Genomic DNA, 22,620 nt, shown 5'->3' on the forward strand with positions numbered 1-22,620 from the left:
ACACTCCGGCCGCAATCTTGCCAATATCCAAGACAGGACCTCCCATGTACCGTTCCCTCCTCGCCGGCGCCGCCGTGGCCCTTGCCCTCAGCACGCCGGCCTTCGCGGCCTCGTACAACACCCTCTCCGGCGAGACCCCGCTGGTCATCGCTCACCGCGGTGCCAGCGGCTATCTGCCCGAACACACGCTGGCGGCCTACGAACTCGCCATCAAGATGGGCGCCGACATCGTCGAGCCCGATCTGCAGACCACCAAGGACGGCGTGCTGATCGCGATGCACGACAGCACCCTGAACCGCACCACCGACGTCGAGTCGGTGCTGGGCATGCGCAACGGCGGCTACAAGGTCTCCGACTACACCTATGCCGAGATCCAGCAGCTGACCGTCGAACCGGCCTCCTCGACCGCCTCGACCAGCTATGCGGGCTATACCCCCTCGATGGCCGACCCGTTCAAGGTGCCGACCTTCGCCGAAGTCATGGCCTTCGTGAACGCCCACAACAGCGCCGCCAGCGACGACATCGGCATCTATCCCGAAGCCAAGACGCCGAACAGCACCGCGATGAACCAGCAGATCCTGAACGAGATGAAGGCCGCCGGTTTCGACGCGCCCGAGGATCACGCCATCCTGCAGACCTTCAGCCACGAAGGCGCGCGCGAACTGGCAGAGCTTCAGGCGCTGATGGGCATGGACAACACCATCGCGGCTCTGGGCTATGCCCGCCTGACCGCCGATGGCTTCGGCCTGCTCGACGCGACCACCAACACGATCAGCCTGCTCAGCGATCTGGCCCTCTTCGCCGACGGACTCGGCGTCAGTCTCTCGGGCAGCGCGATGAACGCGGACTTCATCAAGGCCGCCCATGACCTCGGCATGACGGTCCACGGCTGGACCTTCAACAAGAGCGACCGCGACGCTGCCTATGCCCAGTACGAACAGTGGGTCGACGCCGGCATGGACGGCATCTTCACCAACTACACCGACCTCGCCGTCGACTACCTGGCCGAGCGCAACGAAGCCTCCCCGGTCCCGCTGCCGGCTGGCCTGCCGCTGCTGCTCGCCGGTCTCGGCGGTTTCGCCGTCCTGCGCCGCCGCAAGGCCTGAGCCTGACGACACGAAAAACGGCCGCCCCCTCCGGGGCGGCCGACCTCTTTCCCAAGACCAAAAGGCCTAATGCGCCAGCAAAACCGGCACCGCGGCCTTTTCCAGCATGTTGCGCGTGGCGCCCCCCAGAATGGCCTCGCGGAACCGCGAATGCCCATAGGCCCCCATCACCACCATGTCCGCGTCGGTATCCGTCGCATGCCGGTTCAGCACGTCCGACACCCGGTTCAGCGTCTTGGACAGCACGTCGATCTCGCATTTGACCCCATGCCGCGCCAGCATCTGCCCCAGCAGCCCGCCCGGGTCCGACCGCTCGGGACCATGCGTCGGCGGGTCGATCACCACGATCCGCACATTCTCGGCCTGCTGCAGGAAGGGCATCGCCTTGCGCACCGCGTTCATCGCCTCCGCGCTTTCGTTCCAGGCCACCAGCACCGTGCCGGGCGCCGCCTTCACCGCACCGGTATCGGGCACGACGAGAACCGGCGCGCTGCCCTCGAACAGCGCGGATTCGACCACCGCCTCAAGCTCTGGCCCACGGTCCTTGCCATAGGGGCGCGCCAGCACCACCAGATCGGCAAAGCGCGCGTGAAAGCCGACATGCCGCCCGATATCGGCCAGCTGGACAACCCCGCTGTCGCTCGACCAGCGCGCGCCGGTGCGGCCCAGGAAGTCGTTCACATGGCCCTGCACCTCCTTGGCCTCGGCATGGGCGCGCTCCAGCGTTTCCTGCAGCACCATCGCATTGGCGCCGGCGTAGTAATACCCGGTCTGGGTCCGGTCCACGCCCAGGCAAAGGGCCTCGGCATGGGCATCGTTCGCCTCCGCCAGGGCCGCCATGGCCGCCAGCGGCGCATCGGCGAACCGAAGATCGGTGATCACACTCAAAAGCGATTTGTAAGCCATTTTGGTCCTCGCAGCTCTTCAGGTTCCGGACAGGAGAACGCTCCCCGGCCCGTGATGACAGGATGAATCTCGCACGGCGAAGGCCCGGATGTCTTGATGCAGATCAAGGTTTTGCCGGCCGAGGTCCGGCATCAACCCACCATTCCGAATCCGTCCGGAGCGACGAAAGAATCGCACGCGACAAGGTCAGGGGACGTACTATGTCTAATACACTCAAGCTGATTGCGCTGGGTCTCATCACGCTGGTGGCGATGATGGGCATCAACTACGCGCGCGATCTGGCCTATATGGTCCACGCCATCATCATCATGCTGGTGGCCGGTGGGCTGTTCATCTACACGCTCCGCCACGCGGAAGAACCGGCCCTTCCCGTGCCGGTCCATGAGTACTTCGACTCCGTGGTGCGCGCCGGCGTCATCGCCACCGCCTTCTGGGGCGTGGTCGGCTTCCTTGTGGGCGTCGTCATCGCCTTCCAGCTCGCCTTCCCCGAGCTGAACTTCGATGTCCTCCAGGGCTACGGCAACTTCGGGCGCCTGCGCCCGCTGCACACCTCGGCGGTGATCTTCGCATTCGGCGGCAACGCCCTGATCGCCACCTCCTTCTACGTCGTGCAGCGCACCAGCGCCGCCCGGCTCTGGGGCGGCAACCTGGCCTGGTTCGTCTTCTGGGGCTACCAGCTCTTCATCGTGCTGGCGGCAACCGGCTACCTGCTGGGCGCGACCCAGTCCAAGGAATACGCCGAGCCGGAATGGCACGTCGACCTCTGGCTGACGATCGTCTGGGTGGCCTATCTGGCCGTCTTCCTCGGCACGATCATCAAGCGGAAAGAGCCGCATATCTACGTCGCCAACTGGTTCTACCTGTCCTTCATCGTGACGGTGGCCATGCTGCACGTGGTCAACAACCTCGCCATCCCGGTCTCCTTCTGGGGCTCGCGCTCGGTCTCTGCCTTTGCAGGGGTCCAGGACGCGATGACGCAGTGGTGGTATGGCCACAACGCCGTGGGCTTCTTCCTGACCGCCGGCTTCCTCGGCATGATGTATTACTTCGTGCCGAAACAGGCCGGCCGCCCGGTCTACAGCTACAAGCTGTCGATCATCCACTTCTGGGCGCTGATCTTCCTCTACATCTGGGCCGGTCCGCACCACCTGCACTACACCGCCCTGCCCGACTGGGCCTCGACGCTCGGCATGGTCTTCTCGGTGATCCTCTGGATGCCCTCCTGGGGAGGCATGATCAACGGCCTGATGACCCTCTCCGGCGCCTGGGACAAGCTGCGCACAGACCCGGTGATCCGCATGATGGTGATCTCGATCGGCTTCTACGGCATGTCCACCTTCGAAGGCCCGATGATGTCGATCCGCGCGGTCAACAGCCTCAGCCACTACACAGACTGGACCATCGGCCACGTGCACTCCGGTGCCCTCGGCTGGAACGGCATGATCACCTTCGGCGCGCTCTACTTCCTGGTGCCGGTGCTGTGGAAACGGGAACGGCTCTACAGCCTCAGCCTGGTCTCCTGGCACTTCTGGCTCGCCACCATCGGGATCGTGCTCTACGCCGCCTCCATGTGGGTGACCGGTATCCTCGAAGGCCTGATGTGGCGCGAGGTCGATGCAAACGGGTTCTTGGTGAACTCCTTCGCCGACACCGTGGCCGCCAAGTTCCCGATGTATGTGGTGCGCGCGCTTGGAGGGGTCATGTTCCTCGGCGGTGCTCTCATCATGTGCTACAACCTCTGGATGACTGTCCGGGGCGCCCCTGCCAAAGAGCAGAGCCTCGCCACAGCCGTCCCGGCCGAATAAGGGGGGCCGAGACAGATGGCACTTCTCGACAAACACAAGATCATCGAGACCAACGCGACCCTTCTGCTGGTGCTCAGCTTCCTGGTCGTGACCATCGGCGGGCTGGTGCAGATCGTGCCGCTCTTCTACCTGGAGAACACCATCGAGAAGGTGGAGGGCATGCGCCCCTACTCGCCGCTGGAGCTCACCGGGCGCGAGATCTACATCCGCGAGGGCTGCTACGTCTGCCACAGCCAGATGATCCGCCCGATGCGCGACGAGGTCGAACGCTACGGCCACTACAGCCTCGCGGCCGAGTCGATGTATGACCACCCCTTCCAGTGGGGCTCCAAGCGGACGGGGCCCGACCTCGCCCGCGTCGGCGGCCGCTACTCGGACGAATGGCATCTCGACCACCTGCGCAACCCGCAGTCCGTGGTGCCGGAATCGGTGATGCCCAAATACGGCTTCCTCGAACACCGGATGATCGAGCCCGAGCACGTGGCCGACCTGATGGCGACACATCGCATGGTGGGCGTGCCCTACAGCGACGAGATGATCGCCAGCGCCTCGGCCGACTTCACCGCCCAGGCCGATCCCGACAGCGACTACGACGCGCTGCTCGCCCGCTATCCCGGCGCCCAGGTGCGCAACTTCGACGGTCAGCCCGGCGTCTCGGAAATGGATGCGCTGATCTCCTATCTCCAGATGCTCGGCACGCTGGTCGATTTCTCGACCTTCACGCCCGACGCAAGCCGGTAAGGGAGCGAAACCAATGGAACTCTATTCACTCCTGCGCGAATTCGCCGACAGCTGGATGCTGCTTGCGCTCTTCGCCTTCTTCATCGGCGTGATCGTCTGGGTCTTCCGCCCCGGCAGCACCCGGACATACGCGGACACGGCCGACATCCCGTTCCGCCACGATGACAGACCGGCCCCCGTGGCCGTGACCCAGAAACCCGCCGATCAGAAGGAGGCGCGGACATGAGCAAAGCACCTCCCAAACTCTCGGGCGATCCCGAAACAACCGGCCACAGCTGGGACGGGATCGAAGAGTTCAACAACCCGCTGCCGCGCTGGTGGGTCTGGGTCTTCTACCTGACCATCGTCTGGGGCGTGGCCTATTCCATCGCCTACCCCGCCTGGCCGATGATCCACAGCGCCACCGCCGGCGTGCTGGGTTACTCGACCCGGGCGCAGGTCGCCGAAGAGATCGCGGCCGCCAACGCCGCCAATCAGGCGATCAACGACAAGCTGGCCTCGTCCGAGCTGACCGCCATCTCCGCCGACCCCCAGCTGAACGGCTATGCCGTCTCGGCCGGCGCGGCGGTCTTCAAGACCTGGTGCGCCCAGTGCCACGGCGCCGGCGCGGCGGGGGCCAAGGGCTACCCGAACCTGCTGGACGACGACTGGCTCTGGGGTGGCGACATCGAGGCGATCCACCAGACCATCAGCCACGGCATCCGCAACACGGAAGACGACGAGGCGCGCTATTCGCAGATGCCCGCCTTCGGACGTGACGAGCTGCTGACGCCCGCGGAAATCGACGAGGTGGCGAACTTCGTGCAAAGCCTCTCGGGCACGCCGGACGACGCCTCCAAGGTGGCCGCGGGGGCGACGCTCTTCGCCGACAACTGCGCCTCCTGCCACGGCGAGAACGGCGAAGGCGACCGCGCCCAGGGCGCGCCAAACCTTTCGGACGCGATCTGGCTCTACGGCGGCGATCACGCCACGCTGGTCCAGACCATCACCAATGCGCGCTTCGGCGTCATGCCGGCCTGGTCGGGCCGACTGACCGAGGCGCAGGTGCGGGCGGTGGCGGCCTACGTCCACCAGCTCGGCGGCGGGGAATAACCCCTGCCCCAAGGCTTTCCCGGCTCCTCGGTGCCGGGAAAGGTGCCGGCCCTTCGATCTGTTCGCGCGTTTCCAAAGGGACCGGCACCAGAAAACGAAACACCCCGCAGCGCCGCTGCGGGGTGTTTTGCTGTCAAAGGTCGTGCGGATTGACCGCGCGCGACCGGTCGATCCACCAATGCCCGATGGGCAGCCAGCGCCGCTTGCGGGGCGGCAGGGGTCGCAGGCGGACGCCATGGATCCGGGTGGCCGTCAGGTAGGTATGGGCGAGAATTCCAAGCATCTTGGGGCTCCTTTCAGGGCGTGCCGATGCTCACAGTCTTGACCGGATACCCCCGAAATGCGACTCAATCAGAAAACCCATATGTAAGCCTGGATGACATATGATCTGGAAGGACATGCCCCCGCTCGCCGCCCTGCGCGCCTTTTCGGCCTTCGCCGAAACCGGGAATGTCGTCAAGGCGGGCGAGGCGATCAATGTAACCCACGCTGCCATCAGCCAGCACCTGCGCGCGCTTGAACGCGACCTGGGCACCGCCCTCTTCGACCGCTCGGGCCGCGCGCTGGCCCTGACGCCCGAGGGGCGGCGGCTCGCCGATGCGCTGACCGCGGGCTTTGGCGGCATCGCAGCCGCCGTGCGCGAACTCAGCCAGCGCGACGCCGCGCGCCCGGTGCATGTCTCGGCCACCCCCTCCTTCGCCGCCATGTGGCTGATGCCGCGCCTCTCGTCCTTCCGCCTCGCCCATCCCGACATCAGCCTGACCATCGACCCGACCCCCGCCCTGGCCAACCTGACGCCTGGCGGAATTGACGTCGCATTGCGCTTCGGCCGGGGCAACTGGCCGGGGCTCGACAGCACCCTGCTGATAGAGACCGGCATCGTGCTGGTCGGTGCGCCCGCGCTGGTCGGGCATCTGCCGGAAATCACCCCCGCCGATCTGGTCGACCTGCCCTGGCTCGAGGAACTGGGCACCACCGAGGCCACGCAGTGGCTGCGCGACCGCGGCGTCAGCGAGGACAAGGCCCGTCACCGCGTGCAGGTGCCCGGCAACCTGGTGCTGCAAGGCGCCCGCGACGCCCAGGGCGTGGCGGTGACGACGCGGCTCTTTGTCGAGGCCGATGTTGCCGCCGGCCGGCTGGTCGTGCTCTTCGAGGAACCCCGAGACAGCCGCACAGGCTATTACCTGGTCACCCGGCCGGGCGTCCAGCGGCCCGCCGTGCGCGCCTTCACCACCTGGCTCCGGCGCGCGGTGCGCGAGGCCGAGGCGATGCATGCCACCCGGTGACCAATGGCTGCCGCGTCGCGCGGCCGGTCACACGATGGACAGAACGCTCTGCAGGCCCGCGACGTCGGTGTAATGTTCAAGCCGCAGCGTATTGCCGCTGCCGAAGTCGAAGATCGTGTCGAGTCCGGTGACCGACGCGAAACCCAGCACCTCGACCTTGGTCGCGGCAAGACCGCCCCACAGGATATCGTCGATCCACAGAACATCCCCGTCGAAGTCGGTTATGGTGTCCGCACCGCCGTTATAGATGAACGTGTCCTGCTTGATCCCGCCGGTCAGGATGTCGTTGCCATTGCCGCCGTTCAGCTTGTCGACGCCGCCCTCGCCGAACAGCTGGTCGTCGCCATCGCCCCCCAGGAGCGAATCGTCCCCGTTGCCGCCCTTCAGCTTGTCCTTGCCGTTGCCGCCGATCAGCTTGTCGCCGCCGTAGCCGCCAAAAAGAAAGTCGTTGCCGTTGCGCCCGTCCAGCTTGTCGCCGCCGGCGCCGCCGGTGAACATGTTGCTCTGTCCGTTGCCTTCGAAGATGTCGCGGAAGCTGGACCCATAAAGGTTCTCGACCCGCTCCAGCGTGTCGCCGGCGGCATCGCCCCGGTTCTTCGCACTGTTCGTCATATCGACGCGGGTAAGGGAGCTCGCCGTCGAATAATCCGCCGTATCGCGCCCGTCTCCGCCGATCAGCCGGTCGCCCCCGGCGCCGCCCTGCAGCCAGTCGTCGCCCGCATCGCCGATCATAGTGTCGTTGCCGCCGTTGCCGATCAGCACGTTGTCCGCACTGTTGCCCTGCACCCAGTCGCTGCCCGACCCCGCGCGGAACTCCTCGATCACGGTGCCGCGCGCGATCACCATATTCCCAATGCGCCCGCTCACATCCGAAATCGCCTCGGCGCGCAGATCGACCCGCTGCGCCGCCGTCTCGTTCGAGAAGTCGATGATGTCATGGCCGCCCCGGTCCCAGATGGTAAAGGCGGTGGCGCCGAAATCATAGACCGACGCATCGCCGGTGCCGTTGATCGCGCTGTACATCTGGCCCAGCCAGCTGTCGCCCAGCGTGTGGTTGACGCCGTAAACGGTGTCGCCATCGGTCAGCGACCCCGTGTCCGCCGCCCCGTACAGCGACTGGATCGCGGCGATATCGACCAGCATGGCCGAGACCACATGGGCCTTGGTGGCGGTGATCGAGGTATTCTCCATCTGGTCGAAATAGGACATGACCGACAATTGCCAGCTGTCCTCGACATAGACGTTGTTGGTCCCGTAGACCGCACCGCCATTGTAATTGCCCTGATGGCCCAGGCCCAGCGCATGACCGATCTCGTGGATATAGGTCTGGAGCGAATAAGACCCGATATCGCTGCCGTAGGTGCCGATCCAGCTGGTGCCGATGTTCACGGTTGCCGAATAGGTATAGCCGCCCGACCAGCTCGCGTTGGCCACGGCGCCGCTGGACGTATCGTCGAAGGTGATTTTCGCCGACCCCGTGGTCTCGACGAACTCCAGATCGGCGACCGCCTCCCAGGCCTCCAGCGCCCAGCGGGCCAGCTGTTGGCCCTCAGGCGTCAGCGCGGTCAGGTTGACGGTAAGCTGGTTGCTGGGATTGGTGTTGAAGCGGTGGGGAGACGAGCCGGTATCGAGCCAGTAGCCCCGGGTCAGATAGGCCGCCATCGTGTCCGTGCTGGCGCTGACCGCGCCGCCGTCCCCGTCTGCCGAGGTATCAACCATCGTCATCTGATAGGTTCCGGTCGCCCCGGCATAGCCGCGGCCCATGATGTAATGGATGCCGGAATAGGCGGCGGTATAGGTCAGATGCGCTTCGCCGTCATAGCCGCCGTCGTCATTGGTCTGCAGGTAGGTGCCAGCGCTGTCATAGATCGAGGTGATGGGATCGGACAGGGTGCCGACACCGCTCGGCGCGCCCTTGACGTCAAGCTCGTAGATATGGCCGGCGATCAGCTCGACCGCGACCCAGTCGTAATCCCCCGCCCTGTCGACCAGACCAACCCAGGTATCGCCGGGGGCCATCGCGTAGAACGTCGATGTGTCGCTTGCCGCGTCGCTCGTTTCGGTGATCGTGGCGGGTTCGCCGAAGGCTAGGTCACAGGCATCCGTATAGGGGCGCAATGCAGCGCAAATCTCACACATGAAGCGGCAGCCTCCAGTCAACAGCACCCGCGGTTATCCGGGCCAAGTGTGGCGACAGCTTGCCGCCGAACGAGCCAAATCGTGGCAAAAGTAAGGTCCGGTCCCCCCGGCTTCGGCGCGGAATAGCTCAGGATCGCCCGGGCGGGTCAAGACCGGATGCCCGCACCCCCGGCAGCGCGGCGGATTTCCGGCGCGTTCGGCGATTATCTGCGCAGGTTCGGGCCATGCTGTTCGCAGGTGCGGCAAAATGTGCCTTCGGGATGCGCTTTTGACCCATGTCAAAGTTGCACCGGCGGGTATCTGTGAAAAGGCATCAGCAACCCGGACTCCGCGAGGAGCCCTAAGACCATGTGAGCCAGATGTCCGAGTCCAGTCCTGCCCCCCTCTATGCCGCGCGCGAACCGATCTTCCCCAAGCGGGTCTATGGCAAGTTCCGCAACCTGAAGTGGGTCATCCTGGCGGTGACGCTGGGCATCTACTACCTCACCCCCTGGATTCGCTGGGACCGCGGCCCGAACCTGCCCGATCAGGCCGTGCTGCTCGACATGGCCAACCGGCGATTCTATTTCTTCTGGATCGAAATCTGGCCGCACGAATTCTACTTCGTCGCCGGCCTGCTGATCATGGCGGGCCTTGGCCTCTTCCTCTTTACCTCCGCGCTGGGACGCGTCTGGTGCGGCTATGCCTGCCCCCAGACCGTCTGGACCGACCTCTACATTCTCGTCGAGCGCTGGATCGAGGGCGACCGCAACGCCCGCCTGCGCCTGCACCGGCAGAAATGGGACCTGCGCAAGGCCCGGCTGCGGCTAACGAAGTGGATCGTCTGGCTGCTGATCGGCCTGGCCACCGGCGGTGCCTGGGTTTTCTACTTCGCCGACGCCCCGACGCTGGCCCATGACCTGATCACCGGCAACGCCCACCCCATCGCCTATACGACCATGGCGGTGCTCACCGCGACCACCTTCATCTTCGGCGGCTTCGCCCGCGAGCAGATCTGCATCTACGCCTGCCCCTGGCCCCGCATCCAGGCCGCGATGATGGACGAGGACACGCTTGTCGTCGGCTACCGCGAATGGCGGGGCGAGCCGCGCAAGCACTCCGAGGCGGTCAAGGCCGGCGCACCGCAGGGCGACTGCATCGACTGCATGGCCTGCGTCAACGTCTGCCCGATGGGCATCGACATCCGCAACGGCCAGCAGCTCGAATGCATCACCTGCGCCCTCTGCATCGACGCCTGCGACGACATCATGGCCAAGACGGGCAAGCCACGCGGCCTGATCGACTACATGGCCCTCTCGGACGAGCAGAACGAACGCGCGGGCAAACCGCCGAAATCGATCTGGAAGCACGTGCTGCGCCCGCGCACCACCATGTATACCGTGCTCTGGTCGCTGGTCGGCTTCGGTCTGGTCTTCGCCCTCTTCATTCGCCCCGACATCGAGATGACGGTGGCCCAGGTCCGCAACCCGGTCTTTGTCCGCCTCTCCGACGGCTCGATCCGCAACACCTACGACCTGCGCCTGCGCAACAAGCATGGCGAGCCGCGCGACTTCGCGGTCAGCCTGATCGGCGATCTCGGCCTGCGGGTCGAACTGGAAGGCGTGCAGGGCAATGTGATCGAGGTGCCCGCCGACACCGCCCTGCCCCAGCGCGCCTATGTCATCACGCCCCCGGGCTCTGCCCCGGCCGAGGCCGAGCGCAGCGAATTCCGCTTCTGGGTGGTTGACCAGACCAGCGGCGAGCGGGCCTACAAGGACACCACCTTCAGCGGAGCAGGAGCCCGGCCATGAGCGAAAGACAACTGACCGGCCGCCATGTCGCGGCGATCTTCGTCGGCGCCTTCGGGGTCATCATCGCGGTCAACGTCGCCCTCGCCGTCAGCGCGGTGGAAACCTTCCCGGGGCTCGAGGTGAAAAATTCCTACGTCGCCAGCCAGGAATTCAACACCCGACTGCACGAACAGACCGCGCTCGGCTGGACCGTCTACGCCGACACCCGCGGCGAAGAGGTGATCCTGTCGATCACCGACCGCACCGGCGCGCCGGTGCAGGTGGCCGAGCTTCAGGCCACCGTCGGCCGGGCCACCCATGTGCGCGACGACGTGACGCCCGACTTCACCTTCGACGGCACCCATTACGTCGCCCCGGTCAAGCTCGGTGCCGGCAACTGGAACATCCGCATGACCGCCCGCGCCAAGGATGGTACAGAGTTCACACAGCGGGTGATCCTGCACGTCAAGGAATAAGCCATGTCCGCGCTTGCGCGTCCGATGTCCGCCGCCTGCCCCGGGTGCCTCGCCACACCGGTCGACATGCCCGAGCCAAAGGTCGAGGACGCCCGCATCGCGCTCTCGCTGCCCGGCATCCACTGTTCCGCCTGCATCTCGACGGTCGAGCGCACGCTGAACGCCGTCCCCGGCGTCCACCAGGCGCGCGTCAACCTCACGCTGAAACGCGCGATGATCGAGGCCGCGCCCGAGGTCCGCGCGACCGACCTCGCCGACCTCCTCCAGCGCACCGGCTTCGAGGCGCACGAACTCGACCCCGGCGCCCTGGCCGCCACCTCCACCGATGCGGCCGGCCGCGCCCTGCTGGTCCGCCTCGCCGTCGCCGGCTTCGCCGCGATGAACGTCATGCTGCTCTCGGTCTCGGTCTGGTCGGGGGCCAGCGACGCAACGCGCGACATGTTCCACTGGATTTCGGCCGCCATCGCCCTGCCCGCCATCGCCTATGCCGGCCAGCCCTTCTTTGCCGGCGCCTGGGCCGCCCTGCGCGCGCGCCGCCTCAACATGGACGTGCCCATCTCGCTCGGGATCACCCTCGCGCTGCTCACCTCCTTCTGGGAAACCACGCTCTCGGGCCATCACGCCTGGTTCGACGCCGCGCTGACCCTGACCTTCTTCCTGCTCGCCGGACGCTATCTCGACCACCGCTCGCGCGCCATCGCCCGCTCCGCGGCCGAGGAGCTGACCGCGCTCGAAGTCCCCCGCGCCACCCGCATCACCGACGGCATTGAGACCGAGGTGCCCGTGGCCCAGCTCGCCGTCGGCGACCTCGTGCTGGTGCGCCCCGGCGGGCGGATGCCCGTCGATGGCGAGGTGGTGCAGGGCCGCTCCGAAATCGACCGCTCGCTGCTCACGGGCGAAACCCTGCCGGTCTTCGCCGCCCCCGGCCTCGTGGTCAGCGCGGGCGAGGTGAACCTGACCGGCCCGCTCACCGTGCGGGCCAGCGCCGTGGGACAGGACACCTCGCTGCACCGCATGGCCGATCTGGTGGCCGTCGCCGAATCGGGCCGCGCCAATTACACGCCGCTCGCCGATACCATGGCGCGCGCCTATGCGCCCGCGGTCCACGTGCTCTCGGGGGCCAGCTTCCTCGGCTGGTATCTCTTCACCGGCGACCTGCGCCTGGCGCTGAACATCGCGGCGGCGGTGCTCATCATCACCTGCCCCTGCGCCCTGGGTCTGGCCGTGCCGGCGGTGACCACCGCCGCCTCGGGCCGGCTCTTCCGCAAGGGCCTGCTCATCAAGGACGCCACCGCCCTCGAACGCCTCGCCGCCGCCGATACCGTCGTCTTCGACAAGACCGGCACGCTCACTGCCGGCACGCCCGAAGTCACCAACCTGATGGACTACCCCGACGACCTGCCGCTGGCCCTCGCCCTTGCACAGGGCTCGCGCCACCCGCTCTCGGTCGCCCTGACCCGCGCCGCCCGCGCCGCCGGCATCACCCCGGCCGAGGTCGATGACCTGCGCGAGGTCCCGGGCTTCGGCACCGAGGCCACCTATCAGGGCCGCACCCTCCGCCTGGGCCGCGCCGCCTGGACCGGCGCGCCCGAGGACGCCCGCACCACGGCCTGGCTCTCGACCGGCACCGGCGCGCCCCGCCCCTTCCACTTTGCCGACGCCCTGCGCCCCGGCGCCGCCGAAACCATCGCCGCGCTCAAGGCCTCCGGCAAACGGGTGATGCTGCTCTCGGGCGACGGCGAAGGCCCGGTGCGGGCACTCGCCGACCGGCTCGCCATCGCCGAATGGCAGGCGGGCGCGCTCCCCGCCGACAAGGCCGCGCTGGTCCACCAGCTCGCCCGGCAGGGCCACCGCGTGCTGATGGTCGGCGACGGGCTCAACGACACCGCCGCGCTCGCCGCCGCCCATGTCTCGATCTCGCCGGCCTCCGCCCTCGACGCCGCCCGCACCGCCTCGGACATGGTGCTGCTGGGCGCCAGCCTCGCCCCCATCGCCGAGGCCTGCGCCGTCGCCCGTTCGGCCACCGCCCGCATCCGCGAGAATTTCGCCATCGCGATCCTCTACAACTGCGTCGCCGTGCCGCTCGCCATCGCGGGCCTCGCCACGCCGCTGATCGCCGCCCTGGCGATGTCGGCCTCCTCGATCACCGTCTCGCTGAACGCGCTGCGCCTGAAAGGCACGTCATGAGCGTCCTGACCTACCTGATCCCGATCTCCCTGACGCTGGGCGCCGTCGGCCTGCTGGCCTTCATCTACACCGTCCGCTCCAACCAGTATGACGACCCCGAAGGCGACAGCCGCCGCATCCTCTCGGACGAATGGGACGACCACCCGAAACCATGAGGGCGGCCCTGTCCGGGACCGCCCCCATCGCTTCTTCTCATTAAAAATACTTCGGGGTCCGGGCCAACCTCAGGACGACGGCCCGACCATGAAGCACGACACGTTCCGCGCCGCCAGCCTGCGGCAGGCGAGGTCGGCGTTCTCGCGCGTCATGCCCAGGAAATTCGCCTCGAACCCGCGGTTGGTCTTGGCCACCTTGCGCAAGGTCCCGTCCAGCGTCGCCATCTCCGACAGCGCCGTGCGCAGCAGCACCTTCTCGGCGTCATAGCGGCTGGGATAGCGGCCCAGGTTGATGCCCCAGAGATGCCCGCCCGAGGTGGACAGCCGGGTGACGATCTCCTCCTCCGGCTCGCTCGCCGCCACAGGCGCCGTGGGGTTGGTCGAGGCCAGCACCAGATCCGCCGGCCGCGCGGTGGGGCGCAGCGCCGCGGTCAGGCCGGTCTCGCCCGCCTCGGCGACGACAGCGGCGACCACGGTCTCCTCGTCCTCTTCCGTCGCCTCGGCGGTCGCCGTGGCGGTCGTGGTTGTGCTGACGGTCGGAGGCGCGGCCACCTCGGCCACCAGCGCCGCGATATCGGCGCTGATCTGCCCCGAATTCTCGCGCGCGGTCGCCACCACGGCCTGCGTCACCCCCGGCCGGGCCTTGGGCCGCAGGCTGGTCTGCACCGTGCCGGCCACCCGGATGGTCTTGCCGGCGGCAACCCGGTCCGATGTCGGCGCCGTCTCGGGGTCGGCGCTGGCCACATAGGCGGGCCCATCGGGCATCCGCAGCGGCGCCTTCGACGGCGCGCGGCGGAACCCGAGATCCAGCAGTTCCGCCACCTTCGCGTTGCGCGACACGGTCGAGCTGCCGCCAAAGACGGTCGCAATGATGCGTTCGTTGCCCCGCTGGGCCGAGGCGACAAGGTTGAAACCCGCCGCGCGGGTGTATCCGGTCTTGATCCCGTCCGCGCCCTCGTATTCCGACAGCAGCCGGCGGTTGGTATTGGCCACCGTCTTGCCGCCGGCATCGGTCGAGCGGCGCGAGAACAGGTTGTAATACTGCGGGTAATCATACAGCAGATGCCGCCCCAGCGTGGTCATGTCCCGCGCGGTCGACAGGTGCCCCTCTTCCGTGAGCCCGTTGGCGTTCTTGAAGGTCGTGCGGGTCATGCCCAGTGCCTTGGCCGTGCGGTTCATCCGGCGCGCAAAGGCGGCCTCGCTGCCACCCACCGCCTCGCCCAGTGCGGTGGCGGCGTCATTGGCCGACTTCACCGCCGCGGCGCGGATCAGATAGCGCACGGCGATCTTCTGACCGGACTTCAGCCCCAGCTTGGACGGAGGCTCCGAGGCGGCATTCTGAGACACGGTCACCAGCGTATCCAGCGTGATCTCGCCGTTCTTGATCGCCTCGAAGGTGATGTAGAGCGTCATCATCTTGGTTAGTGACGCGGGGTGAAGACGGGTGTCGGCGTTCTGCGAATGCAGCACTTCCCCCGTCCGCGCGTCGATCACATGATCGGCATAGGGCGCGGCCGCAACGGACAGCGGCAGCAACACGAGGAGCCACAAAAGAGTGAATACATAGATTGCCCAACGGGCAGGGCTGATGCGCCGTACCTGCACGATTGCTCGCCTTTTATTACTGCCTCGCGCCGCCGGTTTTCCGGCTGGCTTTCTTGATTTTCAGCGTAACGCTAACACAGGGAAAACCCAAAATAAACCCGGCGCTTGCCAGCGAAAGTTGAATTTGTTGCAAGCCTGTCGCCCATATTTTGTGCCGGGCGGAATGCCGCCTGCCACTTGTTCGATTGTGGCAAAACTGTGGCGAAAACGCTCAGCCGATTTCGGCGACAAGTGCGGCCAGCGAGGCGAGATCGGGCAGCGCATGGAATCGCTCCGTGCCGCCGGGTGCCTCGGCATGTTCCAGGTCCCAGGCCAGGTCGTGAGGCACATGCACACCCCAGCCCCCGGCCTCGATCATCGGCACCACGTCGGACTTCATCGAATTGCCCACCATCATGCCCGGCCCGGCCCCGTCGCCATGGCGCGCAAAGATCGCGTCATAGCGCGCGGCGGTCTTGTCCGACACGATCTCGACCGCGTCGAAGAGGTCGCCCAGACCCGATTGCGCCAGCTTGCGCTCCTGATGCAGCAGGTCGCCCTTGGTGATCAGCACGACCCTGTGACTTTCCGACACCGCCGCCACCGCCTCGGCCGCGTGGGGCAGAAGGTCGATGGGATGGGCCAGCATCTCGCGCCCGGCCTCCAGAAGCTGGGCAATCACCTCTGCCGGCACCCGCGCCTCGGTCACCTCGATGGCGGTCTCGATCATCGACAGGACGAACCCCTTGATCCCAAAGCCATATTGCCCGATGTTGCGCCGCTCGGTGGCCAGCAGCCGTTCGGCCAGATGATCGGGCGCCGCGTGTTCGGCCAGCAATTCGGCGAACCGTGCCTGGGTCAGCTTGAAGAAGCGTTCGTTGTGCCAAAGCGTGTCGTCGGCATCGAACCCCACTGTGGTCAGAATCCGCATCCGATCATCTTCCTGTTAACCTGGTCTTTCCGAATCCCGCTATGAGGATATATAAGCTATGAACTCCGAAACTTTGCGAGACCCGGTCCGTTGCGCGCCATGCTGCCTTTTGCCCTGACGATGTCGAACCCGCCCGATGACGGCGGACGCGATACCTCGACCCTTGTGGAACCCAAGGCCAAGACCAAGCGCCCGCCCCTCTACAAGGTTCTCCTGCTCAACGACGACTATACCCCAATGGAATTTGTCGTCCACGTGCTGGAACGCTTCTTCCACCTCTCGCACGCCCATTCCTTCGAGATCATGCTGACCGTGCACAAGAAGGGCGTCGCCGTCGTCGGCGTCTTCAGCCACGAGATCGCCGAGACCAAGGTGGGTCAGGTGATGGACTTTGCCCGCCGGCATCAGCATCCGCTGCAATGCACGATGGAAAAGGAAGAATAACCCCGACATGTCGCAGCGCCTGACCCTGGCCCTTCAGGGCGGTGGCCTCGGGCTGCCGTCCGAGGGCCGTATCGCCGTGATGCATCCCGGGGCCGAGGCCGACCTGGGCGCCCTGCCCCGCGACCGCACGGTGGTGGTCCAGCCGATCTACCCCGATCACGCCGCCCTCGCCGCCGCCGGATGGACCTGCGCCACCGCCCTGCCCGACGGCCCGCTCGCCGCCGCTCTGGTCGTGGTGCCCCGCGCCAAGGCCCTGGCCCGCGACCTGATCGCGCGGGCCGCCGCCGCCGCGCCGCTGGTCATCGTCGACGGCGCCAAGACCGATGGCATCGACGCGCTCCTGAAAGAGGTGCGCGCCCGGCTCGCCGTCGAAGGCCCCATCGTCAAGGCCCACGGCAAGCTCTTCTGGTTCACCCCCACGCCCGGCGCCTTCGACGACTGGCTTGCCCCGGAACCTTCCCCGGTCGAAGGCTTCGTCACCGCCCCCGGCGTCTTCTCGGCCGACGGCATCGACCCCGCCTCGCGCCTTCTGGGCGACAGCCTGCCCGCCGACCTCGGCCGCCGCGTCGTCGATCTGGGCGCCGGCTGGGGCTATCTCGCCGCCCGCGTGCTCGAACGCCCCCGCGTCGAACGGCTCGATCTGGTCGAGGCCGACCATGCCGCGCTCGACTGCGCCCGCCGCAACGTCACCGACCCGCGCGCGCACTTCCACTGGGCCGACGCGCGCAGCTGGGCCGGGGTCGAACGCGTGGATTGCGTCGTCATGAACCCGCCCTTCCACTCCGGCCGCGCCGCCGACGCCGGTCTGGGCCGCGCCTTCATTCAGGCTGCCGCCCGCCTGCTGTCCCCCTCGGGGCAACTCTGGATGGTGGCAAACCGCCATTTGCCCTATGAATCGGCCCTGAAGCACAGCTTCGGCGAGGTACGCGAGGCGGCAGGAGACACCCGCTTCAAGGTGCACCACGCGACCCGCCCCCGCCGCGAGCGGACCGGCTGATCCCAGGCGCAACCACAACAGGAGACGCCCATGTCCTTTTCCATCGCCGGCAAGACCGCCATCGTCACCGGCTCGGCCAATGGCATCGGCCTCGCCATCGGACGGACCTTCGCCGCCAAGGGCGCCAACGTGATGTTCGTCGATGCCGACGAAAAGGCGCTGGTCGCGGAACTCGGCGAACAGCCCGAAGACGGCAACATCCGCTGGTTCGCCGGCGACCTGCGCGAACGGCTGACCATCGCCAACCTGGTCTCGGCCACGCTCGACAGCTTCGACCAGATCGACATCCTGATCAACGGCGCCCGCCAGATCACGCTCGCCGATCCGCTGGACTCCGAGGACGACACCGTACTCGCCTCGCTGCAGCTCAACCTGCTCCCCGCCCTGCGCCTCAGCCAGGTGGTGGCACGGCGGATGATCAAGCAGAGCGAGGGCCAGACCGAAGGCAGCGCCGGCACTATCGTCAACCTCACCTCGATCGCCGCGCGGCGCACCCATGCCGACATGATGGCCTATTCCGTGGCCACCGCCGCACTCGACCAGTCCACCCGCTCGCTGGCCCTCGCGCTCGCGCCGCACCGCATCCGCGTCAACGGCCTCGCCCTCGGCTCGGTGATGAGCGCCTCGCTCATGCAGGTGCTGAAGGACAACCGCGAATACCGCGCCCGGATCGAATCCTTCACCCCCATGGGCCGGATCGCCGCCGCCGCCGAGGTCACCGAGGCCGCGCAGTTCCTCGCCTCCGACGCCTCGGGCTTCATGACCGGCCAGATCCTGACGCTCGACGGCGGCCGCACCCTGCTCGACCCGGTCGCCGCACCCACGCCGCCCGCTTGACCAATCGGCCGCCTCGGCGCAGTAAGCGGCCATGAGCGAAGAATTCACCACCGAAAAAGCCACCGCCTCAGCCTGGTTCCGCGAGCTGCGCGACCGCATCGTCGCCGCCTTCGAAGGTCTCGAGGACAGCCACGCCACCGGCCCCCTCTCCGACGCCGCCCCGGGCCGGTTCGAGGTCACCGAAACCCGCCGCACGGCCGAAGATGGCGGCGACGCGGGCGGCGGCCTGATGAGCGTGATGCGCGGCGGCCGCGTCTTCGAAAAGGTCGGCGTCAACGTCTCCACCGTCTACGGCACGCTGGGTGCACGCGCGCAACAGGCGATGGCCGCACGCAAGGGCATCCCCGGCATGGCCGAGGATCCGCGCTTTTGGGCCTCGGGCATCAGCCTCGTCGCCCACATGCAGAACCCGCATGTGCCCGCTGTTCACATGAACACCCGCATGTTCTGGACCCCACACGCCTGGTGGTTCGGCGGCGGATCGGACCTCAACCCCTGCCTCGAATACGCCGAGGACACCGCCCATTTCCACGCCACCCAACAGGCGCACCTGGACCCGCACGGGGCGGACATTTACCCCCGCCTCAAGGCCTGGGCGGATGAGTATTTCTACATCCCCCACCGCAAGCGCGCGCGCGGCGTCGGCGGCATCTTCCTCGACGATCACTGCACCGGCGACTGGGCAACCGATTTCGCCCTGATCCGCGACATCGGCCTCGCCTTCCTCCCGGCCTTCCAGCCGCTGGTCGAAAAGCGCCGCACGATGGACTGGTCCGCCGCCGACAAGGACGCCCAGCTGGTCCACCGCGGCCTCTACGCCGAATACAACCTGGTCTACGACCGCGGCACCAAGTTCGGCCTGGAAACCGGCCACGACGCCAACGCCGTGCTGATGAGCCTGCCGCCCCTGGCCAAATGGGTCTGACCTAGGGGCGGCGGAAGCCCGTTATCGCCCGCGCACTGTCCTCATCCGCGCGCTTCAACCGCCGGAACGAGGGGCTGCGCCCCTCGCGCAGGTCAAAGTCGGACGTCAGCACCGGCAGGTCCAGCGGCTCCCGCGACAGCAGGACCGCCCGCGCCCCGGTCGAGCCATCGAAACGGTGGATGTGCAGGCTGTCCCAGGACAGATGCCCGCCATCGGCCAGCATCTGCAGGTCGGCGACAAAGTTATGGCACTCGTGATTCTCCATCAGCAGCACGTATTTCGAGGCCTGTCGCACCATGTTCGACAGCGCGACGAAATGGCTGACGGCGGTATGGATATGCATGATCACCGCCTGCGAATAGACCAGCTCGGCCTCTGGCCATCGGTGGCTGTAGGGCATGGTGATGTCCTGCAGGCCCAGCCGGTCCTTCAGCCCGGGATGCCGCCGCAGAGCAAGGGCCAGCTGCGTCTTGCCCCGGTCGCCGCCGCTCACGCGGACCTCGGGAAACAGGCCCGCAACGGTCGAGATATGATCCCCGCCGCCGCAGCCGACCTCGTGAACCGACGCCGGACCAAGCCGCCCGACTGCCTCAAGGATCAGCTGCTGGTTGGGATGGATCGGCACCCCATCCGAAAGCACCGTCCCCTTGGCGGCGTCAAAGCGCAGCTGCCCCGCCCTCGAGACCGCTCGATAGCTGGTTTCGACATCGCCCTCCAGCCGGCGCTGGTAGCTGTCGGCGGTGTAGTTGCTCCAGTCGAAGTCGTCGTCGTAGAACTTGCGCTTCTTGTAGAAGATGCGCCGCCAGAGTTTCATCCTGCTCTCCCAGCTTCCTGCCCTGCGCTCCCTGAAGCACTCCGGCGATTCGCGCCAGCGTCTTGCGCCCGCGCAGCGGGCAGGAAAAGCGGTCCTTCTACCCCTAGCGCAGCACCCAGTCGCCCTGCGGCGGCAGAAACACCTCGACCGCCGCCGAAGCGATCACGATCTTTGTCCCGGCCTCGGCATTCTCGACGTCCAGCCCGCCCTTGACCGCGCGCACGCTCACACGCCCATGCGGCAGGCAGGCGACCAGCGCCTCGGTGTCCACCTGCCCGGGCTCCTGCACCCCGATGGTCACCTCGACCCGCATCTGCTCTCCGCTCAGGCCCAGCGCCTTGACGATCGGCAGCGAGGAATGGCGGATCGCGTCCTCGATCGCGCGGCTGGCGGCCTTGGTGTAATCCTGCCCATACTGCACGTTGCCCATGCCCATCTCGATGATCACGCGTTGGTCAGCCATCCGCCCGCTCCATGTCGAAACTCACCGACAGCGCGGCATTTGCGATGATCGTCGGGTTGCCGCTGCCTTCGGGCCTCGGAATGTCCAGCCCGCCCTCGACCACGTGAATGTCGGGCGTGCCATAGGGAAAGACGGCGCCCAGCCGCGACGTATCCACCGCGCCGGGATTCTGCACCCCGATCTCGACCTTGATCCGCATGGCGGATTTGTCGAACCCGAACAGCTCGGCCATGTTGATCGAATTGTGCCACAGCGCGTCCATGATCGCGCGGCGGGCGGCCTCGGTATAATCCCCGCGCCGCAGCGAGGTGCCCATGCCGAATTGGGTCAGCACACGTGTCATTCCGTCTCCTGTCGTGGGTTGCCGGTCAGGCGGTCTTCCAACCCGCCTCGGCCAGGGCCGCGCCATAGCCCGGCGCCAGCCGCATCTGATCACGCAGACCCTTCGAGATCAACAGGCGGTGCATCCGCGGCAGCCGCCAGCAGGGCACATGCATCACCATGTGATGCTCCAGGTGATAGTTCACCCAATAGGGCGCCACGAACAGCCGCGCCAGCGGCCCCGCCCGCGTGGTGCGCACGTTCTGCAACGGGTTCTCCGACACCTCGGTCGCGCCATGTTCGGCAATGTTGCGCACCCGCAGCACGAACTGGAACCAGGTCAGATAGGGCAGCAGCCAGAAGGCAAAGCCATACCACCACGCCCCGGCCAGCCCCATAGCCACCATCACCGCCAGGAACACCGGCAAGGACAGCCACAGATCGCGCGCCTTGAACGCCTGCGCGAAATCCGAGGCGGCGGCCTTCTTCGCATCGTCGTCCCCGGCCAGACGAAACGACATCATCACCTGCGCCGCCAGCTGCCGGTATCCCGTCTGCCCGGTCAGATCGCGCAGGAACTTCCGCCGAAGCGAGGCGCGCGTGGTGGGAAACTTCGACGACAGCACCAGATCGGGGTCCTTCTCGGTCTGCGTGAAGCGGTGGTGCGTCAGGTGGTAATGCCGATAGGCCGCCAGCTCTGCCAGAATCGGCCGCCCGCACAGCCACTCGCCCGCGACCTCGTTCCAGGCCCGGTTGCGGAACAGCGCGTTATGCGCCGCCTCATGCATCAGGATCGCCAGCCCCAGCTGGCGCGAGCCGATCACCATCACGGCCAAAACAAAGCTCACGGGATTGGGCCACAGCGCGAACAGCCCCACCGCCAGCGCGATGGTGCCCCAGCAATGCAGCACCAGCCAGGCGCCCATCAGGTTGGACCGTTCGGCCAGCGGACGAATCTCGGCGCTGGTCAGATAGGACTTGCCCGGTGTCATGCGGCTTTCCTCCCGGCCGCCAGTCTCCGCCCGCCCGGCGCGACCTGTCAACCAGAGCGCGGCGTCACTCCGGCACGTGCAGGCCCGTCGGCAGCCCGTCCATGCTGGTCCGGTTGTTGGCCTCCCAATAGTCCCGGATGCCCTCCGGCCCCTTGGCGTTGTGCCAGTTCTCGATGGCCGCGCGCTCGCCCGTATAGTCGAACAGCGGCACGCCATAGCCGCAGGAGGTCTGCACCAGATCGAAATGCAGCTTCATGATCTGCCGCGTTCCCAACGGCACCTCACCGCCATAGTGGCGATCGATCAGCGCCCGGAACTCCTCCGTATCCCAGCCCACCGATTCGCCCCGGCCATAGAGCCGCAGGATCTGCGGCGGCCCCTCGAAGGCGCAGACCATGATGGTCAGCCGACCGTCGGCCAGCATATGCGCCGCCGTCTCGTTGCCGCTGCCGGTCCGGTCGAGATAGCAGGCGGTGTTGTCATCCAGCAGCCGCAGCGCCCCGATCTCGCGCGGCGAGACGTTCACCCGGCTGTCCGCCGTCGCCGAGGCGGTAAAGAAGATGTGCTGGCGCAGGATGAACTCCCGCAGCGTGTCATTCAGCGCGTCATATTGCTTGGCCATGAGTCCCTCCGCTTTGCGCGCAGAACTC

General features: G+C 67.0%; 24 protein-coding genes. 14 read left to right on the forward strand and 10 right to left on the reverse strand.

What is annotated here, in order from left to right:
• Positions 1-44: 44 nt before the first annotated feature.
• Positions 45-1,106 carry a glycerophosphodiester phosphodiesterase family protein gene (locus tag ACFO5X_RS09540; protein WP_380717143.1) on the forward strand — a complete coding sequence of 354 codons (1,062 nt, stop codon included), beginning with the start codon at positions 45-47 and terminating at the stop codon, positions 1,104-1,106.
• A gap of 66 nt (positions 1,107-1,172) precedes the next feature.
• Here ACFO5X_RS09540 and ACFO5X_RS09545 read toward each other — a convergent pair whose 3' ends face one another.
• Positions 1,173-2,012 carry a universal stress protein gene (locus ACFO5X_RS09545; RefSeq protein ID WP_380717144.1) on the reverse strand — a complete coding sequence of 280 codons (840 nt, stop codon included), beginning with the start codon at positions 2,010-2,012 and terminating at the stop codon, positions 1,173-1,175.
• A 200-nt stretch (positions 2,013-2,212) separates the two neighbouring features.
• On the opposite strand from ACFO5X_RS09545, the gene ccoN reads away from it, so the two are divergent.
• Genes ccoN through ccoP form a run of 4 tightly spaced genes read left to right on the forward strand, consistent with a single transcriptional unit; the run spans position 2,213 to position 5,650 of the window.
• A complete protein-coding gene (gene ccoN, locus ACFO5X_RS09550) occupies positions 2,213-3,817 on the forward strand; it encodes a cytochrome-c oxidase, cbb3-type subunit I (RefSeq protein ID WP_380717145.1) in 1,605 nt (534 codons plus the stop codon).
• Between the two features lie 15 nt (positions 3,818-3,832).
• A complete protein-coding gene (ccoO, locus tag ACFO5X_RS09555; protein ID WP_380717146.1) occupies positions 3,833-4,558 on the forward strand; it encodes a cytochrome-c oxidase, cbb3-type subunit II in 726 nt (241 codons plus the stop codon).
• 13 nt (positions 4,559-4,571) lie between these two features.
• A complete protein-coding gene (locus ACFO5X_RS09560; protein WP_380717147.1) occupies positions 4,572-4,784 on the forward strand; it encodes a cbb3-type cytochrome c oxidase subunit 3 in 213 nt (70 codons plus the stop codon).
• On the forward strand, positions 4,781-5,650 hold the full coding sequence (gene ccoP / locus ACFO5X_RS09565; protein WP_380717148.1) for a cytochrome-c oxidase, cbb3-type subunit III: 870 nt from the start codon (positions 4,781-4,783) through the stop codon (positions 5,648-5,650). Before ACFO5X_RS09560 ends, ccoP begins: the two co-directional genes overlap by 4 nt.
• Before the next feature lie 133 nt (positions 5,651-5,783).
• On the opposite strand, the gene ACFO5X_RS09570 is transcribed toward ccoP, so the two are convergent.
• Entirely contained in the window at positions 5,784-5,933 is a 150-nt protein-coding gene (locus tag ACFO5X_RS09570) for a hypothetical protein (protein ID WP_380717149.1), read from the reverse strand.
• 100 nt (positions 5,934-6,033) lie between these two features.
• Between ACFO5X_RS09570 and ACFO5X_RS09575 the strand changes: the two genes are divergently transcribed.
• Positions 6,034-6,936, forward strand: a complete 903-nt coding sequence (locus ACFO5X_RS09575; protein ID WP_380717150.1) for a LysR family transcriptional regulator — start codon at positions 6,034-6,036, stop codon at positions 6,934-6,936.
• A 27-nt stretch (positions 6,937-6,963) separates the two neighbouring features.
• Here ACFO5X_RS09575 and ACFO5X_RS09580 read toward each other — a convergent pair whose 3' ends face one another.
• Entirely contained in the window at positions 6,964-9,075 is a 2,112-nt protein-coding gene (locus ACFO5X_RS09580; RefSeq protein ID WP_380717151.1) for a M10 family metallopeptidase, read from the reverse strand.
• A gap of 359 nt (positions 9,076-9,434) precedes the next feature.
• Here ACFO5X_RS09580 and ccoG point away from each other — a divergent pair, with 359 nt between their 5' ends.
• The 4 genes from ccoG to ccoS are packed head-to-tail and all read left to right on the forward strand — an operon-like array spanning position 9,435 to position 13,662.
• Positions 9,435-10,865 carry a cytochrome c oxidase accessory protein CcoG gene (gene ccoG / locus ACFO5X_RS09585; RefSeq protein WP_380717152.1) on the forward strand — a complete coding sequence of 477 codons (1,431 nt, stop codon included), beginning with the start codon at positions 9,435-9,437 and terminating at the stop codon, positions 10,863-10,865.
• Positions 10,862-11,320, forward strand: coding sequence for a FixH family protein (locus tag ACFO5X_RS09590; RefSeq protein ID WP_380717153.1), 459 nt, complete (start codon positions 10,862-10,864; stop codon positions 11,318-11,320). Before ccoG ends, ACFO5X_RS09590 begins: the two co-directional genes overlap by 4 nt.
• A 3-nt stretch (positions 11,321-11,323) precedes the next feature.
• Complete coding sequence (locus tag ACFO5X_RS09595) at positions 11,324-13,507, forward strand: heavy metal translocating P-type ATPase (RefSeq protein ID WP_380717154.1); 2,184 nt, start codon at positions 11,324-11,326, stop codon at positions 13,505-13,507.
• A complete protein-coding gene (gene ccoS / locus ACFO5X_RS09600; protein WP_380717156.1) occupies positions 13,504-13,662 on the forward strand; it encodes a cbb3-type cytochrome oxidase assembly protein CcoS in 159 nt (52 codons plus the stop codon). The genes ACFO5X_RS09595 and ccoS overlap by 4 nt, the downstream gene beginning before the upstream one ends.
• 69 nt (positions 13,663-13,731) lie before the next feature.
• Here the strand turns inward: ccoS and ACFO5X_RS09605 are convergent, their stop codons facing one another.
• Positions 13,732-15,267 (reverse strand): D-alanyl-D-alanine carboxypeptidase family protein, encoded by a 1,536-nt coding sequence (locus ACFO5X_RS09605; protein WP_380717157.1) that lies wholly within the window; start codon positions 15,265-15,267, stop codon positions 13,732-13,734.
• A gap of 211 nt (positions 15,268-15,478) precedes the next feature.
• Positions 15,479-16,177 (reverse strand): HAD family hydrolase, encoded by a 699-nt coding sequence (locus ACFO5X_RS09610; RefSeq protein WP_380717158.1) that lies wholly within the window; start codon positions 16,175-16,177, stop codon positions 15,479-15,481.
• Between the two features lie 99 nt (positions 16,178-16,276).
• Here ACFO5X_RS09610 and clpS point away from each other — a divergent pair, with 99 nt between their 5' ends.
• From clpS to hemF, 4 genes are read left to right on the forward strand one after another with little or no spacing between them, the layout of a single operon-like run.
• Positions 16,277-16,621: an ATP-dependent Clp protease adapter ClpS gene (gene clpS, locus ACFO5X_RS09615; RefSeq protein WP_380717160.1), complete on the forward strand. Its 345-nt coding sequence runs from the start codon at positions 16,277-16,279 to the stop codon at positions 16,619-16,621.
• A gap of 7 nt (positions 16,622-16,628) precedes the next feature.
• On the forward strand, positions 16,629-17,618 hold the full coding sequence (locus tag ACFO5X_RS09620; RefSeq protein WP_380717161.1) for a class I SAM-dependent methyltransferase: 990 nt from the start codon (positions 16,629-16,631) through the stop codon (positions 17,616-17,618).
• Positions 17,619-17,648: 30 nt separating this feature from the next.
• Positions 17,649-18,455 carry an SDR family NAD(P)-dependent oxidoreductase gene (locus ACFO5X_RS09625; protein ID WP_380717163.1) on the forward strand — a complete coding sequence of 269 codons (807 nt, stop codon included), beginning with the start codon at positions 17,649-17,651 and terminating at the stop codon, positions 18,453-18,455.
• 31 nt (positions 18,456-18,486) lie between these two features.
• Positions 18,487-19,380, forward strand: a complete 894-nt coding sequence (hemF, locus tag ACFO5X_RS09630; protein ID WP_380717165.1) for an oxygen-dependent coproporphyrinogen oxidase — start codon at positions 18,487-18,489, stop codon at positions 19,378-19,380.
• 1 nt (position 19,381) lies between these two features.
• Here hemF and ACFO5X_RS09635 read toward each other — a convergent pair whose 3' ends face one another.
• The 5 genes from ACFO5X_RS09635 to ACFO5X_RS09655 all read right to left on the reverse strand — a co-directional run bounded on the left by ACFO5X_RS09635 (position 19,382) and on the right by ACFO5X_RS09655 (position 22,592).
• Positions 19,382-20,194 carry a hypothetical protein gene (locus ACFO5X_RS09635; RefSeq protein ID WP_380717167.1) on the reverse strand — a complete coding sequence of 271 codons (813 nt, stop codon included), beginning with the start codon at positions 20,192-20,194 and terminating at the stop codon, positions 19,382-19,384.
• A gap of 103 nt (positions 20,195-20,297) precedes the next feature.
• Positions 20,298-20,657, reverse strand: a complete 360-nt coding sequence (locus tag ACFO5X_RS09640; protein ID WP_380717168.1) for a Lin0512 family protein — start codon at positions 20,655-20,657, stop codon at positions 20,298-20,300.
• Positions 20,650-21,000, reverse strand: coding sequence for a Lin0512 family protein (locus tag ACFO5X_RS09645; RefSeq protein ID WP_380717169.1), 351 nt, complete (start codon positions 20,998-21,000; stop codon positions 20,650-20,652). Before ACFO5X_RS09645 ends, ACFO5X_RS09640 begins: the two co-directional genes overlap by 8 nt.
• 25 nt (positions 21,001-21,025) lie before the next feature.
• On the reverse strand, positions 21,026-21,970 hold the full coding sequence (locus ACFO5X_RS09650; protein ID WP_380717170.1) for a fatty acid desaturase family protein: 945 nt from the start codon (positions 21,968-21,970) through the stop codon (positions 21,026-21,028).
• 64 nt (positions 21,971-22,034) lie between these two features.
• Positions 22,035-22,592 carry a pyridoxamine 5'-phosphate oxidase family protein gene (locus ACFO5X_RS09655; protein ID WP_380717172.1) on the reverse strand — a complete coding sequence of 186 codons (558 nt, stop codon included), beginning with the start codon at positions 22,590-22,592 and terminating at the stop codon, positions 22,035-22,037.
• Positions 22,593-22,620 lie beyond the last annotated feature (28 nt).

Source organism: Seohaeicola nanhaiensis, assembly GCF_042654245.1.
Lineage (GTDB): Bacteria > Pseudomonadota > Alphaproteobacteria > Rhodobacterales > Rhodobacteraceae > Seohaeicola_A > Seohaeicola_A nanhaiensis.

Bases quoted from the DNA above. Each gene is read 5' to 3' on its own strand.
- ACFO5X_RS09540 (WP_380717143.1), top strand. From the start codon at position 45: ATGTACCGTTCCCTCCTCGCCGGCGCCGCCGTGGCCCTTGCCCTCAGC.
- ACFO5X_RS09545 (WP_380717144.1), bottom strand. From the start codon at position 2,012: ATGGCTTACAAATCGCTTTTGAGTGTGATCACCGATCTTCGGTTCGCC.
- ccoN (WP_380717145.1), top strand. From the start codon at position 2,213: ATGTCTAATACACTCAAGCTGATTGCGCTGGGTCTCATCACGCTGGTG.
- ccoO (WP_380717146.1), top strand. From the start codon at position 3,833: ATGGCACTTCTCGACAAACACAAGATCATCGAGACCAACGCGACCCTT.
- ACFO5X_RS09560 (WP_380717147.1), top strand. From the start codon at position 4,572: ATGGAACTCTATTCACTCCTGCGCGAATTCGCCGACAGCTGGATGCTG.
- ccoP (WP_380717148.1), top strand. From the start codon at position 4,781: ATGAGCAAAGCACCTCCCAAACTCTCGGGCGATCCCGAAACAACCGGC.
- ACFO5X_RS09570 (WP_380717149.1), bottom strand. From the start codon at position 5,933: ATGCTTGGAATTCTCGCCCATACCTACCTGACGGCCACCCGGATCCAT.
- ACFO5X_RS09575 (WP_380717150.1), top strand. From the start codon at position 6,034: ATGATCTGGAAGGACATGCCCCCGCTCGCCGCCCTGCGCGCCTTTTCG.
- ACFO5X_RS09580 (WP_380717151.1), bottom strand. From the start codon at position 9,075: ATGTGTGAGATTTGCGCTGCATTGCGCCCCTATACGGATGCCTGTGAC.
- ccoG (WP_380717152.1), top strand. From the start codon at position 9,435: ATGTCCGAGTCCAGTCCTGCCCCCCTCTATGCCGCGCGCGAACCGATC.
- ACFO5X_RS09590 (WP_380717153.1), top strand. From the start codon at position 10,862: ATGAGCGAAAGACAACTGACCGGCCGCCATGTCGCGGCGATCTTCGTC.
- ACFO5X_RS09595 (WP_380717154.1), top strand. From the start codon at position 11,324: ATGTCCGCGCTTGCGCGTCCGATGTCCGCCGCCTGCCCCGGGTGCCTC.
- ccoS (WP_380717156.1), top strand. From the start codon at position 13,504: ATGAGCGTCCTGACCTACCTGATCCCGATCTCCCTGACGCTGGGCGCC.
- ACFO5X_RS09610 (WP_380717158.1), bottom strand. From the start codon at position 16,177: ATGCGGATTCTGACCACAGTGGGGTTCGATGCCGACGACACGCTTTGG.
- clpS (WP_380717160.1), top strand. From the start codon at position 16,277: ATGCTGCCTTTTGCCCTGACGATGTCGAACCCGCCCGATGACGGCGGA.
- ACFO5X_RS09620 (WP_380717161.1), top strand. From the start codon at position 16,629: ATGTCGCAGCGCCTGACCCTGGCCCTTCAGGGCGGTGGCCTCGGGCTG.
- ACFO5X_RS09625 (WP_380717163.1), top strand. From the start codon at position 17,649: ATGTCCTTTTCCATCGCCGGCAAGACCGCCATCGTCACCGGCTCGGCC.
- hemF (WP_380717165.1), top strand. From the start codon at position 18,487: ATGAGCGAAGAATTCACCACCGAAAAAGCCACCGCCTCAGCCTGGTTC.
- ACFO5X_RS09635 (WP_380717167.1), bottom strand. From the start codon at position 20,194: ATGAAACTCTGGCGGCGCATCTTCTACAAGAAGCGCAAGTTCTACGAC.
- ACFO5X_RS09640 (WP_380717168.1), bottom strand. From the start codon at position 20,657: ATGGCTGACCAACGCGTGATCATCGAGATGGGCATGGGCAACGTGCAG.
- ACFO5X_RS09645 (WP_380717169.1), bottom strand. From the start codon at position 21,000: ATGACACGTGTGCTGACCCAATTCGGCATGGGCACCTCGCTGCGGCGC.
- ACFO5X_RS09650 (WP_380717170.1), bottom strand. From the start codon at position 21,970: ATGACACCGGGCAAGTCCTATCTGACCAGCGCCGAGATTCGTCCGCTG.
- ACFO5X_RS09655 (WP_380717172.1), bottom strand. From the start codon at position 22,592: ATGGCCAAGCAATATGACGCGCTGAATGACACGCTGCGGGAGTTCATC.